The sequence below is a fragment of the Spirosoma sp. KNUC1025 genome, assembly GCF_045160025.1.
In the GTDB taxonomy this organism is placed as follows: domain Bacteria; phylum Bacteroidota; class Bacteroidia; order Cytophagales; family Spirosomataceae; genus Spirosoma.
This window is the reverse complement of sequence record NZ_CP087139.1, coordinates 1,783,507-1,798,698: the sequence shown is the minus strand read 5'-3', so window position 1 is coordinate 1,798,698 and position 15,192 is coordinate 1,783,507. Positions and strand designations below refer to the sequence as shown.

The following is a 15,192-nucleotide window of genomic DNA, read 5'->3' as shown; positions in this document are numbered from 1 at the left end:
TGCGCTGTGTTAGTAATAGCTTATGCAATTAGAAGCTGAATTTTACTTTTTTATTTTATCAATATGATTAATGTTAAAGACGCTCCTTATAATGCAATCGGTAATGGCCAAACTGACGACACAGCAGCAATTCAAGCCGCTATCAATTATGCGAAATCATTAACATCGCCAGGAGGAGGTTCTTACAGAATTAGTGTGTACTTTCCCGCAGGATATTATTATATATCATCTCCTATAAATCTCACTAATGCAAATGGAATTTGGCTTCAGGGTGATGGAGGAAGCTACACTAATACGGGAATAGTAGGTAACACAAGCGGACCTATATTTGACTTCAGTGGGTCTACATTTTCCGGTTGCGAAAATTTTTTCTTTTTATCTAGCGCTGGATTTGGCACAACGCGTTCAACAATCGGTGTCCAATTTGCAAGAACGAATAATGGAGGCTATAACTGTGGGATTCGTCACTGTTCGTTTCAAATGGAAGATTATGCAACTGCTAATAATAATTTTGGAACTATCGGGATCTTGAATGTAGCTGCAGAAGAATTCTATGTAGATCAGTGCGTTGTACGTGCTAATGCACCAATAGTAATGGGCTTTGCAACAACGATTGCAGGTATAGGTACCAGTTACACAGCCTCAAGTAGATATCAAACATTAATCTCTGGTAGTATGGGGGTGACTAATATAGCCTCAACTTCTTTACATAGTTATGAAAAAAGGCAACCAGCTTTAATATTAAATGGAACAAATAGCTTAAACTTTCAAGGTTATATTAGTCGTTTATCTGATTCGTCAGGAGCTAATGAAACCGCAATTCTTTGTAGTAACTATACAACAAACCTAAATATTCGTGCAACAATTGAATCTTTCTCAAGGGTTCTTTCAGCAATTAATGGGGGCTTCGAAGGTAATGAACTAAATATAGTCGCTGCGAATGCTGCTTTGCCTACAACTGAATTAATAAATATAACTGGCTGCGTTGTAAAAGATCTAAAAGCCAGAATTACATTACCGGTGCCAAGCGAACGCAACAATCGCTATGTATTATATCATGCGCCGTCTACTGATCCTAACCAACCAGCATCCGGCTCAATCATCAACAGTGAGATAACATGTTTTGATATCGCTTCAAATCAATATATTGTTTCACCAAATCTACTTAAGAGAACAACAAATGTTGTTTTCAAGACATCCAAGCCATTTGAAAAACGAAGTGGTCGTATCAGACTTTTATCACATAACTATATAACCGCTGGCAGTGTTGGCTCAGCAACATCAGCTATTATTCTAACTTTCTTGCAAGCTGACATATTAGAATCTCCAAACGGACGTGCTGGGTATTATCGAGTTTGGATTGATGGGATAATCAGAGCGGGGGGTATGGATCAGGAGGTAATGCGGTACTTTCATTTCAAGCACAGGCACTTATTACTCAAAATAATGCTGGCAAAATGGCTATACCTTCTACTACAGTCATCATATTAGATAAAAACGTGACGAATCCATCCTATTTAGATATTATTGGCGTGGTAGTCGATATAACATTTACAAATCGTGTTGGTACGGTTACTGTCACTCCCCGAGTAATTGGTAGCGGTAGTGGCGAGCCCGTGAACTATGATGGTGTTGTTGAAATTCAAAGTGATTTTTTAGTTAATGATCCGATTCCTGTATAGTATTACTAATCCAAAAATTAGGGTGCATACTCAACTTGAACTTCCATCTATTAGGCACTTTCTGATACATACGTCCAAGTCTATAGCCTATATATTTGGCTCCAGTTCGTAAAAGTTGAGAAGGAATAAAAGATAAAGCATTATTACGATACAAGTATCTCCATTCAGCTAGAACATATTTAAATCCTTGCGATTCTGCACGCTGAAAAGGGCGCAATAGAGGGCGTTGCTGCTGATGAAAAGCGCCAATATCAAAGTAACGTTTAAACTCTTCTCGTATAGTATAATCGTGTGAGTGATAAACTTGCGTATCTGCACAGTAAGCTATTGAATACCCGGCTTGAATAAGTCTTGCCCCAATTACTACATCTTCTCCAATTATAGTATCAGTTGGAAAACCACCAACAGAAAGCAAAACAGACTTTCGATAAGCTGCAAATGAATTAGAACAATGACAGGTTCTAATTCCCATAACCGCAATATCAGCTTTAGATTTAATAATGCTTTGAGATGGATAATTTGTTAACCGTGCAAATTGACTCATCAATTGGGATTTTGGATACGCTAATTGACGCCCATAAGCCATACCTATGGCAGGTTGACTATTCATAATCGCAACTAGTTTTTCTAATGAATTCGGCTCAGCAGGTATAGCATCCTGCGTAAGCAGTACGATATCCTCATAAGTAGTCAAAGAGACACCTAAATTCCAAGTCCCTCCATGATTAAAATCTTTTTGATCTATTGAATAATATTTAACTCCTCGTTCCGATAGCAATGAAGTTGTCTTGTCTGTTGACGACGAATCTATTATTATTAGTTCATGGTCAATCGTTTGAGTAGCCAAGCTATCTAATAAAGCAGGTAAATGCGTGGCCGCATTATAAGTTAGAACAACAACGGAAATCATAGAAAAAAACATCTTGACATAAAAATACGCTTAATGATGTACCAACCAATCCACAGCCGATTTATAATACGTATACCTAAATGATAAGAGCCAGCCGATGTAGGTGACAAATTGGAGCTATGGCGCCGATAATGAACAAGGGGCTGACTTCGAAAATACGTGGATCCCTGTAACTCAGTAATTAGCCCTATCCACCAATCATGCATGTGTATATATTTAGGAAAGGGTAAAATGTAACTTAAAACAGTTCGTCTGAAGGCCATGCAACAGCCCATGTAAGAGTTTTTCAAATAGTTACGCCAAAAACCAGGCATACTTCCACGACTTGAAAAGAAAGACTCATTAAGTATACCACCTTGTTCATCGACGACTTGACAATCAGTTAAAACTAAATCGTAACTATTTAGATCAGCCAGCATAATATTTACTTTATCAGCATACCATACATCATCTTGGTCTGAGAGAAAAATTACTGATCCTCTTGCGGATTTTAGAGCATTCTCAAAATTACGGACGGCTGATCCTGGCTGAGGATTTATTAATAAACGTATACGTGGATCATTGAACGAATTGACAAGTTGTAAAGTTGAATCTGTCGAACCATCATCCGATATAATTAATTCATCATTCAAATCCAATTGATCTAAGATAGAATTGATTTGTTCGTTAATAAAAGATGCACCATTAAAGGTCGCCATACATACACTAATTCGAATCATAAAGCAGAATCCTCTTAAATTTTAAAGGATATAATCAAATTTGTTTTTAGACGAATAGTAAATTTACGATACAATATTAACCTGATAAGTATATATGGAGGAATAACGAAAAATGCTAAGCTAAATAGTAAACTTACAGCAAGGCTAACATCACCAATAAGTGTCGTCGCAAATTGAAAAAAGCAACTTACATAAACAAAGTAAAAAGCACTTGCATTCTTGATAGACAAGTAATAAACTCTAATTTTTGCATATAAATACCCTATAAGCATGCTAAAAGGAAAAGCGCCCCAATAATAAAAATAGATACGTCCTTCTATATAAAATGGAGCGTTAGGCCCTACTGTAATCTCTGAACCGGTATCTATAGTTCTTAAATTATCATACATAATATTACCGACTGCTTCCTGGTAAGGTTGTAAGCGTAAAAATCCAAGTATCGGATTTGTTATAACTGAGATATAATCTACATATGAATATTTTTCAAAAAAATCTATATTAACTGGTTGGTAAAAATATAAAAGAGAGTCAGCGCTATATAATAAACGAGTAATAAAACCTAAATATGCATCATTTAAGCTACCTTTTTCTTTAGTCAATACAACAAACGATATACTCAAAGCACCAACTAGAAAAATGGGAATATATCTTTTTGTTTTTGTAAGTAAATCTTTTTTATATAAAAAAGATGGATGATATAATATCACACCAATTGTAGTAATGACCCCAAAAAGAGCTGATTTGGATCCATCAACAGCAGAAAAAATTGCAACTATTATAAAATAAATTAAATCCTTACGTCTACCACCTATTAAATACATATATATTAGGGCTGAACTAGTAAACTTCCCAGCTGCCCAATTTATTTTCCTAAATAATCCGAAGCCACCCTGGAAGTCTTCAACTTTAGATAAAGTTGGATTATCTGAAAATAATGCAAATCCTTTACTGTATCCAATAATTATATTTGATAGTATATATATTGATAACAAAAAATAAGTAGTATAACGTAATAATAATTGATCAGAAAAATTATGCGCAGGTTCAGCTTTTATTGATGGAATATTATTTTTACAATACGCAATTACAAACCCAAACCACAAGGCAATTTGACAACCAAAAAAATGGTATATATCCTGAACATCAGGTATAACTAAAGTTGCAAAATAACTTGCAAAAGCTGTTGAAATAATCCAATTAAAAAGTGGGTCAATTATTGAATATAAGAATTTATAATATAGCGTTAAATAGATAGCGAGTATAATAGCTATCCAAGCTAACACTTCTGGTAATATCCCATTTTCAATCTCCATTACAAATTATTATCAGTTTTACTCATTATATAAATTAATAATTAAAAATATATTATTTGTGAAGTAAAAAAGCACACATATCTAAATAGACACTAAAGTTCAAAACTCAGACACACATTATAAACAAATGAAATACGTATTAATTATTGATACGTATTTCAACTTTATATCTACAATAGTAAAATTGCAAGCATCTCTATTAAAATAAATCATTAATAATAAAATACTATATCCACTCTTAATTTATAAATGTAAATTTTCTCATACTGAATACAAATTTTCATTCAATGCTACACGTGTAAGTATTTCTAAACTATACTCGATGGCCATATAGAAAAAGACGAATTCTCTTTTGAGCATAATATATACTTAACAAGAGTGATAAAAATTTATTTTTCCACTTAGGCTTTATATACTTTGATCTTACTTTATTTGTTTCTACCAAAGAACGTGATAAGAAGCTACTAGCTCCTCCTGTTGCACAATTTGCAATTATAATAGGAATATACCGAATAGGCATATTATGAATATATAGTTGTAAATTCATTTCATAGTCAGAAACAATTGACAATTTAGTATCATATCGAAAACTAGTAAATAACGAATTATTGTAAAAAGCGCTTTGATGGTGAATTGTATTTTGTAAAAGTGTTCTTTTGCCCAAAAAAGAACGAAAATGATGGCCATTATCAAAAAATACGTCCCCAAATACTGCAGAATATTTTGAATCAAGATAAGGTTGCACATCTTTTAATACATCTGGCCTTAATATGTCATCTCCACCTAAAAAATAAATCCATTCTCCATTTGCTTTGTCGATACCTTTATTCATGGCATCATAGATTCCAGCATCGGCCTCACTAAACCAACCAGCCAATTTATGTTCGTATTTGTGGATTAAATCTACGGACCCATCTGTACTCCCACCATCAATTATCCAATATTCGAATAAATCTGAATTTTGGCTTAAAACACTTTGAATAGTAGCTTCCAGCGTTTTACGCGCGTCATATACAACTGTGATAACTGAAATAAGTGGACGCAACATGATCAAGCAAGATGTATTCAATGTGATAAAATACAGGCTGTTTAAAATATAAGATATGTCTAAGGTGCATCCTTATTTCTTACTCATCATTAAATAAAGACTAGCTCTTGTAGCACATTAGCATAAGCTTTACTATTAAGATTTTACGTAAATTTTGTTGCGAAGCCTGTACAAATGTAACAATATTATCGATAATATATTAAATTTGAACAGATCAAGTAGCCTTATAGTAAAAGTTCAGATTACCATCGTGTGGACTAAATGTAGTATAAGTCAAAAAATCATACAAATATTCAAATACAATCTTTAGAAATGAGTGTTCCTTTGGTAAGCATAATTACGGCTACTCATAACGCTGAAAAACACTTAAATGAGTGCATTACTAGCGTTTTAAACCAGACCTACCACAATTTTGAGTATATTATTATCGATGGTGCCTCAACAGACAATACAATTGAAATTATTAAAAAATATTCACATAAACTTACCTATTGGGTTAGTGAACCAGATGACGGCATCTATGATGCTTGGAACAAAGGCTTAGCTAAAGCTAATGGTGATTGGATTGCTTTTGTTGGAGCAGACGATATTCTATATCCTAATGCTCTTCAAACCTATATCGAGCATATAGTTCAACACCCCAATCGAAATAATTTAGAATTTGTGTCTGCTAATATAGAATTAGTAGAGGAAGATTTATCTACAATTCGCCTAGTTGGAGAAGCCTGGAAATGGGAAAGTTTTAGAAAAAGTATGGTTACTTGGCATGTAGGGACTTTCCACTCAAAATATCTATTTGCGAAATATGGTATGTTTAATAAATCATATAAAATTTCAGGAGATTATGAATTACTTCTTCGCCCAAAAAGCCTACTCGTCACATCATTTATAAATCAGGTAACTGCCAAAATGAGGCTGGGGGAATTAGTAATTTAAGATTATTTCAAGCAATTGATGAAACGTACCGAGCTAAAATTTCAAATGGTATTTTAACTCCATTTAAAGGGATCTTATTAAGAATATTTGATACATTAAGAGTCTATATTAGTAATAAGATAAAAAATCTCTAATTTATTAAGGCAACACGGGTTATTAAAAGATTTAATTTTTGTTAGACTATTTTTTTATATAAAGCAAGTGTCTCCTGAACAGTACGCTGCCAAGAAAAATAAGAAAGTCTGTCCCTCCCTTTTTTAATCATTTCTTTTCGCAATCCTTCATCCAATATTACGCGTTCGACCGTTGTTGATATTGATTCTGAATTATTAGGATCAATATATAATGCGGCATCACCGGCTACTTCAGGTAAAGAACTATTCTCACTTAAAATACATGGACAATCACAAGCAAAGGCTTCTAACACAGGAATTCCAAAACCTTCATATAATGATGGAAACACAAATGCAGTAGCACCTCTATATAGCTCTTGCAAAATAGTATCGTTGATAAATATATTTTTTACAAATTTAGATAATGATAAGTCTTTAATTATATTCTGTTCTTCATTAGTAAAAGCCCCGCCACCTGCACAAACTAAATCAATTTCATAACGAGTAACTAAATGAGCAACAGACCGTAAAAAGGGGATGAAATTTTTATACCCATATCTATTACCTACATACAGCAAATATGAGGAAGCGTTTGAAACTGAACGGATCGGTAAATTATTGTCTAATTGTCTGAATGAACTCCCTAAATATATAACTGAGATTTTTTTAGGATCTATTCCTAATATCTCTACCATGTCCTGTTTCGTATTCTCAGATATAGCAATTATATGAGACGCTTGGGTAGCCATTTTCTTCTTCTGCGAAACAATCCACTGATCATTGGATAAATCAGTGAACTGATCAGATAATCGCTCATATGTCATATCATAAAAAGTGGTAATAAAAGGCTTAGATCCACTAATATTTCCTAAGAAATTATCAAAATATGTAGCATGATATAGATCGTACCGACCAATTTTACTATCAACAATATTATATACACTATTAGTTTTGGATAGCAATCGATGTCTTTTAGGAAAAGGATATGATAAAGCAGAAATATTATATTCTTTTAAATGAACGTTATTCGACCATAAAATGGAGAGGTGTGCATTCTCTTCACTTATAGCATTAATACCAGTAATTAGTTCGCAAAAGTATCTAGATATACCTCCATAATTTTGAAGAGTAAAAGCTTGGTGATCAAAAAAAACTTTCATATTCAGAATGGCTCTATAATACCGGTATTACAATCTATGACAGGCATACCAGCAATTTCTTTGAGTCTGTCTTTTTTATTTGCAAACGTCAAATCACCATGAATATTTCTGGCTTCCCTAAATCGTGCATTAATATAACCCTCTTGGGCTGAATGTGTAGCCAAACCGTTTAATAAAGATTTTTTCACAAAATAAGCATTGTTTCCTGCATTATTACATCCAACAAAAGCGTACCCCTTTTTAACACCTAAATCGCATAAGGCTTGCAGAGATGCCCCAAAATATAAGCCAGAGTAATGAGCCATAATTCTATTGAAGTCAGCTTTATAAGGTACAGTAATAGATCGATCAGGGCCAAACAAACTATTATACTCTATTATCACTATATCAGCTTCAGCGACCGTAATAGCTTGCCAAACCCAATAGTCGTTTCCATCTATATCAATACTTAGAACACCAATTCTTCCAGAAAAACCATTATCAGCCAAAATTTGATTAATATTTTCTACAGTAATAAACGAATTTACAGCGGTGAGATCATGACGCCAGTAAAGAGGGTCGTTTTTAATGTATGTAATATTAGATTCAGACCCATCGATAACAAGACCACGCCAATTGTTAAACATTAATAAAAAGCGAGTATTGGATTCTTCATAATTTTCAACCCCAAATTCAACAAACTTATCAGCACTAATAGCTAACCTGTTCAATAAGAATTGAATAATGCCATCGTCGCCAAACTGAGAAAAGACTTTAAACTCAGCTTCACGAAGTGATTGCGCTTTCCGACTGTTTTTCGCTAACAGCGTACCAATTTGAAAACGCAGATCATGATTTTGCGTTTTAATTTGTCTCACTGTTGAGAAAATATTTTTGATTTTTTCAACATATTTCATCATAATCTACAAAAAAGTTCGCTAATTAATTCTCATTCTAGATGGTTATTAACAATCTGAAATGTCTTCAGTGAATAAACTAGCAATCTATATACGCTTTTTGCTTAGGAAAGCATATATCTAATTGACTTAAATTTACCCCACCACGACGTTGAGCTAAAGAATTTTGTAAAAGCAAAATTTATAGCCTCTTTATTAAGAGATACCTCAAGCGGATGTTTTATATCCTTTATTTCCATGGGCACAGTTGGTAAATTAGCAAATCCAGACTCACTTAATGTATGAGTTGCTAATTCACCAAAACCAATATTGGTTATAAGGTTCTGATTAGGAATAATGCTTATACCCTCATTTTTCCAGATTGCAAATACCCATTGATAGTCCCAAGTATCGATGTTGCCTAAATAAGTTTCATCGAAGATTTTCAGCCAATAAGATAAAGAAGGTAGACCAGTTACTATTTCTTTTATATACTTAGATCGCTTAAACAATGGATAATCCTTCATTGTAACATCGTAGACTAGCCAAGCACGTCGCCATGTTGCCCATCCCCAAATATGAGGTATAGTAGAGAAGAAATAACTATCTGACCCCCATTTATGGTTTTCGTATATATTAGCTCCCCCTACATGCATTATTTTGGGGTCTAAGGCGTATTTATTTAATAATACTTGACAGTAGTCAAAAAAAGTCAGATCAGGTAAACAATCATCCTCTAAAATAATACCCATCTCTACTTGTTCAAAAAACCAAGTAATCGCTGAGCTTACAGCTCGCTTACAACCTAAATTCTCTGTGCGATACAAAGTCTTTACTGTACAAGGCCAATCAACATACCTTTCAATGGACTGGCAGGCTAAAACGTCCTTTTCATCAGTAGCTCGGTCAAGACGAGGTCCATCTACAGTTAGATAGAGTGTTTTAGGTCTTGCAAGGCGTATACGCGAAAACACCTGTAAGGCCATTTCTGGCCGATTAAACATTATAAGTAATATAGGGATGTCGTAGCGCATAAAACATTATTCTTACTACAAAAAAATATCAATCACCCTAATTTTTATAAACGAAAAAACTAAAATGTTCGCTGAAGTAAAGTAAGCACAAATTTAGGTAAGAAAAGCAAAGCATTAGTTTGAAGTATAAATACCTCTCTTGTTTTTGAATAAAGCCCATTCATTAAGTAAGAGATAAAAAATTGGGTAACTAAAGTAGCAACCGACGCACCAATAGCGCCAAATTGAGGAATAAATATAAAGTTTAATATAATATTTGTAAAGGCCCCAATTATAGTACGTCTTAAAACAAATCGCTGTAAACTTTCGGTTATGAACCAATTAGAAATACCTATATCTAAGAAAACAAATAAACCTGTCCATACATTGACGATTAATATAGGACTTACCCCATCATATTTAGCCCCATACAAAAATTGAATAATAAAATCAGAGGCAAAAGTGAGTAGAATGCCTATTCCTATACTAATTAACGCAAATGAACTTAGCATATGTCTATATCGACTAAGATACTCACCATAGTTCGAGTCTCGCAAAGTAATAATACTAGGATATAAACTCGCTGTCATTGCTATAGGGATGAAATACCAGAAATCAGTGATACGCAAAGCCACGCTATAGTTGCCCAATTCACTGTTGGTAGATAAGTGTTTTATCATTATTAGATCAATTCGTACATAAAACGATAAAAAAACTCCGAAACCATCAGTGGCCATGAGCGTTTCACTAAATCATTCACTATAGGAAAATAGATATGAACATCAGGTAACTTTAGCTGAACATACTGTGCATATACAAAAAGGGATATCAAAGCGCTAAAAATTTGCTCAATACAATTAATTAATACAAAATACATTATGTCTTTCCCACTCCAAAGTGCAATTACTCTTAGTATGCAACACAAACCAAAAACAATTAATTTAGGGAGTATAGAATATTGTACTTTTCTCTGGCTCTGAAAATAAGTGTCAACTACGTCGAAGCTTTGGGTAATTAAGTATATACTTGAAATTCCTATTAGCAGTATTATAAGATTATCTCTATCAATTATAACACTAGAAATTACAGCTATTGTTAGACAGAAAACACCTGAAATCAATTTTATAATAACACTCGAACAAAAAAGTTTTTTTAATTGGTGTGTGTCTTTTTGGATAATAAAATCATTATATAATACATTCGTTAAACCAAGACCTGCTAAAGCAGTAAAAAACATCGGGAAAGTTGCTACATAATTCAGTATGCCAAATTTATCAGGCCCTAAATATCGAGCAATCCAAACACTCACAAACAAGCCTGTAGCAATACGAAAAATCTTATCAAAAAAAATCCATCCGGAATTCTTTAAAAGATTAATTACTTTATGACTGTTGTATTTAGTCAGCTTATTTCTTAATTTAATTAGCATTTATGTTTTAACAGATTTAATCTTATAAATCATCCGCTTTATAAATTTGTTTTTAATTAACTTTTGCTTTACTTCAAAAGACTTATAATAGATTTTATAAAAAGGACTGGTAATAAAATTATACATGTTAATTAGCCATGTTTTCTCGCCGGGCAGAGTCAGTGCTTTGAATCCCCGAGCATATATATCGTGAGCACGATACTTAGGACGCATTGAAGCGGCAGGTCCAAACCACCATGCCGGGCATAATACAACTTTATCTGGGTTAGAGTTTAGCCATGCGCCCCACCAACTGAAGCTACTGTTAGAAATTATATTATGCTGACATAAACTCATTATAATCAAGTCAATTATGTCCTTTTCGTTCTCGACGAAACTAAACATTGAACCCTGGAATTTTGTCTTACACCAACTTATATCATCTGAGAAGACCAAAAAGTGCGTATCAGGAGGAAAATGGCTAATCGCGTGAAAGTAATAAGTTAATGGTTGAACAGGAAAAGCTGCATTTAGCTTTAAATAATCACCTCGGCGAACATGTAAACTACATGTTTTTTTAGTTAATAAATGACCATATTTTTGGTTTATATAAGACAACACATCAGGTGATGGGGCAAATTGTCGTCTTATATCAGCTTCTATATGTAGAAAAAATTTTTCACTTTGAAAAAATCCGCATAAATCCCAATTTCCAACTGGTAAGCCTACAAATTTATATTTGTAATCTTTCTGTGTATATTTTTGACAATCATTACAATAGCCTACCTCTAATGGCTTAACAAAATATTCAGAATAAGCCCATTTTGGAAAAGCTACTTCCTGCTTGTTTTGAGAAGCAATACCTAACGTGGCTGCAATCTGAAATAATTGATTACCTAACCGACCCCATTCGGGTTTGCCTAAATTACTGAATGTAATCAAATGTCCTATATTTACATGTAAAACTCCAACAACTTTATCCTTCTTTCCAATGGGATATAATATTTATGAGGGATGTCCTACGTTTTCGTTCTCACATATATATCACCAAATCCAGTAGCTATAAACTCATCAGTCGTTGTTAAATGCTTCATACTATCAACTGATTGCCAATCCTGAAGCGCGAATTTCATACTTTCACCTACACTATAATTACATTCAATATTTGTAGCGTTTTTTTCAATTTTTTCTAAACATTCAATTAATCTGTTAACTTGCTCAGGGACGGTATATTCAAAACTTATCATTTTCACAGGCTTTGTCAAGCCTTTCAATACCTCTAACTCATACCCCTCTACATCAATCTTGATAAATGTCGGTAGGCCATATATATCAATTAATTTATCAAGTGTTGTTATCTCAACCTGAATAGCTTCTTTCCATTCAATATTCTGAAAACGACCACTATTCTTAACAGAATTAATCCATTCATCGGAAAAAGATGATAATACATTTTCATCTGACGTATAAAAGTTCTTAATACCTTCACTTTCGCCTAACCCTTTGTTAATAATTATAATCCTTTTCCCAAATTTATATTTCAAAATCTTGTAACATGCCTGTTGTGGCTCTACAGCTAAAACTTTTGCTCCAAGTCCTAAAAGTGGTCTAATTCTATTTCCGACATTAGCACCTACATCAAAACACAAATCGTCTTTTTTAACAAAAGAATCATAAAATAATTTTCTCTCATAATCCTCTTCAGCTTCTAAGTTCCTTTTTTCTTTTTCTTCTTGAGTTGGAAAATATTTAGCAAGTATTCCTTTGATCTGTAGTACACGATAGTCTCCTAAAACTGCCCTTAATGCTTTTTTCATAATAAAATCTGTTAAGGTAACTGCTTATTAAGTAACCTATAATGCAAAAAAATTAATTCATTCGTATCAGAAGAGTAACCTCTTTCCTTGTATATAATTATGCTTTGCTACGAGTAACACCTGACATGTACTCCTTTATCATCTCCTGTGCGATCTCTTCCATGTTTTTTTTTGCCTTCCATCCCAATTCTAAATACGCTTTAGTGGGATTAGCATGACCTTCTGTGATGTCAGTTGGACGAAAGAATGCGGGATCAATTCGAACATATTTTTGCCAGTCCAGTCCAACATTATCAAAAACTACTTTGATAAAATCACGTAATTTGTGAGTAGAACCTGTCGCGATCACATAGTCACCAGCCTCTTCTTGCTGAAGCATGAGCCACATGGCTTCAACATAGTCCGATGCCCAACCCCAGTCACGGGCAATTTCAATATTCCCCAATGTTAAAAGCTCCTTACTGCCTTTCGCAATTCTACAGGCAGTTGATACTATTTTTTGTGTAACGTATCGTTCTGGCCGTAAAGGTGATTCATGATTAAAAAGAATTCCCGTGCTTGCATGTAGCTGGTAGGCTTCACGATAGTTAGCTACTTGCCAAAAAGCTGCCGCCTTAGCCACTCCATAAGGGCTTCGGGGCCGAAAAGGAGTAATTTCATCAGCTATTTTACTACCCGTATCACCAAAACATTCACTCGACCCTGCGTTGTAAAACTTTATAGGTAAGTTACTAAAACGAATGGCTTCTAATAGATTCAGCGTACCCACACTAATACTTTCTAGTGTTTCTACTGGCTGCTCAAAAGACAAGCCTACTGAGCTTTGGCCAGCAAGGTTATACACTTCATCCGGTTTAATTTTGAGCAATGCCTGCAATACACTCCTAAAATCATTAATACTAACTGATACGTATTGAACTGATTCCTTTATACCTAAACGAGCTAAGTTTCTAAACGATGACATTTGCGCATCTCTCGATCCACCATACACGTTGTATTCTTTATCTAATAAAAGTTTAGCTAAGTAAGCTCCATCTTGGCCTGATACTCCACAAATTAAAGCTGTTTTCATATGAATTCCTTTCTAAAGAAGTATTGATGAATTAATATGAAACCTAATGTTATAACAACGCCAATAATGGTGCAGCCAAAGATAATCATGGTCCTCTTTGGGCCGCTTTTTTGCAGAGGCACTGCCGGGGGCTCAAGTATTTTAAACGTAGGCGTATCTTCTTCTACTTTAATTTTAGCTTGCTCGAGTTGTTTTGCTAAATCGCTATATACGGATTGCTCAAGAAGGTAATCCGCTTGCAAACGCTGTTCTTCTAACTTAACCGTGTTCAAAAATATACTCCTATTGTGATCTCGGTAGTTTGAAAGCGCGTATTCAGAGGCTTGGTATCGTTGCTTCGCTTCACGTACTTGTTGATTCAAAAAAATGACTCGTTTGCGAGCTTTATCTGTCCGGTAAGCAGTAATATACTTGGTTAAGTAACTTAATGATAATTGTGCGATTGAAGCCGTTACAATCGGATCTTTTTCGGTAGCAGTAATCGTCAATATACCAGTTTTCCTATCAAAGGTTGACAACACACTACCTTGCACTGCCTTTACTAACCCATACTGCTCTTTACTCAATACTATTGCCTGGCCATTTTGCCTTGAATCAGATTCACTGGCCGTATCATCCTCATCTTTAGTAGAAAAAAATGTTAATAGGCCCATTATCCGATCAAACAAACTAGGCGAACTGCTCTTATTTATGTAATCCTGTAAAGTTGTTTTTGTATTAAGTTTTTTTGAATACACTTTTTGCTCTAGCAAATCCAAGGCAAAAGGAACACTTTGCAAAACATTTGGATATAGATCAGGTCGTATAATATCATTTGCATTTGCGTTATCCATACCAAACCCGCTAAAAACAGATAATGACCCTAATCCGCCAGCGCCCCTACTTTGATACTCAGGCATAACTGTTACTTCTACTTTATACACATTAGGTTTGGAGAAAGCATACAAAGCTCCAATAATGAGTCCAACAATACCACCTACGACTATTTTCCGAAGGTTACCTTTGATAAAGTGTATAATATCACTTAGCTGAATTTCAATCTCTTTCTGATCAATGTCTTCTTTCTGCTTCTCTGCCGTAACATCCATTTTTATCTACTGTGAATAAGGATTTCTTAGATGTCTAT

Annotated in this window: 15 protein-coding genes; 2 read left to right on the top strand and 13 right to left on the bottom strand. The window is 34.1% G+C overall.

Features of this window, described 5'->3' with window-relative positions:
* Positions 1–63 precede the first annotated feature (63 nt).
* Positions 64–1,491, top strand: a complete 1,428-nt coding sequence (locus LN737_RS07845) for a glycosyl hydrolase family 28-related protein (protein ID WP_405517708.1) — start codon at positions 64–66, stop codon at positions 1,489–1,491.
* Positions 1,492–1,659: 168 nt separating this feature from the next.
* Here the strand turns inward: LN737_RS07845 and LN737_RS07840 are convergent, their stop codons facing one another.
* From LN737_RS07840 to LN737_RS07825, 4 genes are all read right to left on the bottom strand, one after another.
* A complete protein-coding gene (locus LN737_RS07840) occupies positions 1,660–2,592 on the bottom strand; it encodes a glycosyltransferase family 2 protein (RefSeq protein WP_405517706.1) in 933 nt (310 codons plus the stop codon).
* Positions 2,589–3,290: a glycosyltransferase family 2 protein gene (locus tag LN737_RS07835; RefSeq protein WP_405517704.1), complete on the bottom strand. Its 702-nt coding sequence runs from the start codon at positions 3,288–3,290 to the stop codon at positions 2,589–2,591. The genes LN737_RS07840 and LN737_RS07835 overlap by 4 nt, the downstream gene beginning before the upstream one ends.
* Before the next feature lie 35 nt (positions 3,291–3,325).
* Complete coding sequence (locus LN737_RS07830; protein WP_405517702.1) at positions 3,326–4,624, bottom strand: O-antigen polymerase; 1,299 nt, start codon at positions 4,622–4,624, stop codon at positions 3,326–3,328.
* Between the two features lie 313 nt (positions 4,625–4,937).
* On the bottom strand, positions 4,938–5,672 hold the full coding sequence (locus tag LN737_RS07825; protein WP_405517700.1) for a glycosyltransferase family 2 protein: 735 nt from the start codon (positions 5,670–5,672) through the stop codon (positions 4,938–4,940).
* 312 nt (positions 5,673–5,984) lie between these two features.
* On the opposite strand from LN737_RS07825, the gene LN737_RS07820 reads away from it, so the two are divergent.
* Entirely contained in the window at positions 5,985–6,608 is a 624-nt protein-coding gene (locus LN737_RS07820; protein ID WP_405517698.1) for a glycosyltransferase family 2 protein, read from the top strand.
* Between the two features lie 175 nt (positions 6,609–6,783).
* Here the strand turns inward: LN737_RS07820 and LN737_RS07815 are convergent, their stop codons facing one another.
* The 9 genes from LN737_RS07815 to LN737_RS07775 all read right to left on the bottom strand — a co-directional run bounded on the left by LN737_RS07815 (position 6,784) and on the right by LN737_RS07775 (position 15,154).
* Positions 6,784–7,881 (bottom strand): glycosyltransferase family 1 protein, encoded by a 1,098-nt coding sequence (locus LN737_RS07815; RefSeq protein ID WP_405517696.1) that lies wholly within the window; start codon positions 7,879–7,881, stop codon positions 6,784–6,786.
* Between the two features lie 2 nt (positions 7,882–7,883).
* Positions 7,884–8,780, bottom strand: coding sequence for a hypothetical protein (locus tag LN737_RS07810; RefSeq protein ID WP_405517694.1), 897 nt, complete (start codon positions 8,778–8,780; stop codon positions 7,884–7,886).
* 101 nt (positions 8,781–8,881) lie between these two features.
* A complete protein-coding gene (locus tag LN737_RS07805) occupies positions 8,882–9,790 on the bottom strand; it encodes a nucleotide-diphospho-sugar transferase (RefSeq protein ID WP_405517692.1) in 909 nt (302 codons plus the stop codon).
* Between the two features lie 59 nt (positions 9,791–9,849).
* Positions 9,850–10,398 carry a polysaccharide biosynthesis C-terminal domain-containing protein gene (locus LN737_RS07800; protein ID WP_405517690.1) on the bottom strand — a complete coding sequence of 183 codons (549 nt, stop codon included), beginning with the start codon at positions 10,396–10,398 and terminating at the stop codon, positions 9,850–9,852.
* 53 nt (positions 10,399–10,451) lie between these two features.
* Complete coding sequence (locus tag LN737_RS07795; protein ID WP_405517688.1) at positions 10,452–11,198, bottom strand: oligosaccharide flippase family protein; 747 nt, start codon at positions 11,196–11,198, stop codon at positions 10,452–10,454.
* Positions 11,199–12,119, bottom strand: coding sequence for an alpha-1,2-fucosyltransferase (locus LN737_RS07790; RefSeq protein WP_405517686.1), 921 nt, complete (start codon positions 12,117–12,119; stop codon positions 11,199–11,201).
* A gap of 77 nt (positions 12,120–12,196) precedes the next feature.
* Positions 12,197–12,994, bottom strand: coding sequence for an FkbM family methyltransferase (locus LN737_RS07785; RefSeq protein WP_405517684.1), 798 nt, complete (start codon positions 12,992–12,994; stop codon positions 12,197–12,199).
* Positions 12,995–13,091: 97 nt separating this feature from the next.
* Positions 13,092–14,066 (bottom strand): GDP-mannose 4,6-dehydratase, encoded by a 975-nt coding sequence (locus LN737_RS07780; protein ID WP_405517680.1) that lies wholly within the window; start codon positions 14,064–14,066, stop codon positions 13,092–13,094.
* Complete coding sequence (locus tag LN737_RS07775) at positions 14,063–15,154, bottom strand: GNVR domain-containing protein (protein WP_405517678.1); 1,092 nt, start codon at positions 15,152–15,154, stop codon at positions 14,063–14,065. Before LN737_RS07775 ends, LN737_RS07780 begins: the two co-directional genes overlap by 4 nt.
* Positions 15,155–15,192: the final 38 nt, after the last annotated feature.

Excerpts from the sequence above, each read along its gene's own strand:
- LN737_RS07845 (WP_405517708.1), top strand. The coding sequence starts at position 64 with ATGATTAATGTTAAAGACGCTCCTTATAATGCAATCGGTAATGGCCAA.
- LN737_RS07840 (WP_405517706.1), bottom strand. The coding sequence starts at position 2,592 with ATGATTTCCGTTGTTGTTCTAACTTATAATGCGGCCACGCATTTACCT.
- LN737_RS07835 (WP_405517704.1), bottom strand. The coding sequence starts at position 3,290 with ATGGCGACCTTTAATGGTGCATCTTTTATTAACGAACAAATCAATTCT.
- LN737_RS07830 (WP_405517702.1), bottom strand. The coding sequence starts at position 4,624 with ATGGAGATTGAAAATGGGATATTACCAGAAGTGTTAGCTTGGATAGCT.
- LN737_RS07825 (WP_405517700.1), bottom strand. The coding sequence starts at position 5,672 with ATGTTGCGTCCACTTATTTCAGTTATCACAGTTGTATATGACGCGCGT.
- LN737_RS07820 (WP_405517698.1), top strand. The coding sequence starts at position 5,985 with ATGAGTGTTCCTTTGGTAAGCATAATTACGGCTACTCATAACGCTGAA.
- LN737_RS07815 (WP_405517696.1), bottom strand. The coding sequence starts at position 7,881 with ATGAAAGTTTTTTTTGATCACCAAGCTTTTACTCTTCAAAATTATGGA.
- LN737_RS07810 (WP_405517694.1), bottom strand. The coding sequence starts at position 8,780 with ATGATGAAATATGTTGAAAAAATCAAAAATATTTTCTCAACAGTGAGA.
- LN737_RS07805 (WP_405517692.1), bottom strand. The coding sequence starts at position 9,790 with ATGCGCTACGACATCCCTATATTACTTATAATGTTTAATCGGCCAGAA.
- LN737_RS07795 (WP_405517688.1), bottom strand. The coding sequence starts at position 11,198 with ATGCTAATTAAATTAAGAAATAAGCTGACTAAATACAACAGTCATAAA.
- LN737_RS07785 (WP_405517684.1), bottom strand. The coding sequence starts at position 12,994 with ATGAAAAAAGCATTAAGGGCAGTTTTAGGAGACTATCGTGTACTACAG.
- LN737_RS07780 (WP_405517680.1), bottom strand. The coding sequence starts at position 14,066 with ATGAAAACAGCTTTAATTTGTGGAGTATCAGGCCAAGATGGAGCTTAC.
- LN737_RS07775 (WP_405517678.1), bottom strand. The coding sequence starts at position 15,154 with ATGGATGTTACGGCAGAGAAGCAGAAAGAAGACATTGATCAGAAAGAG.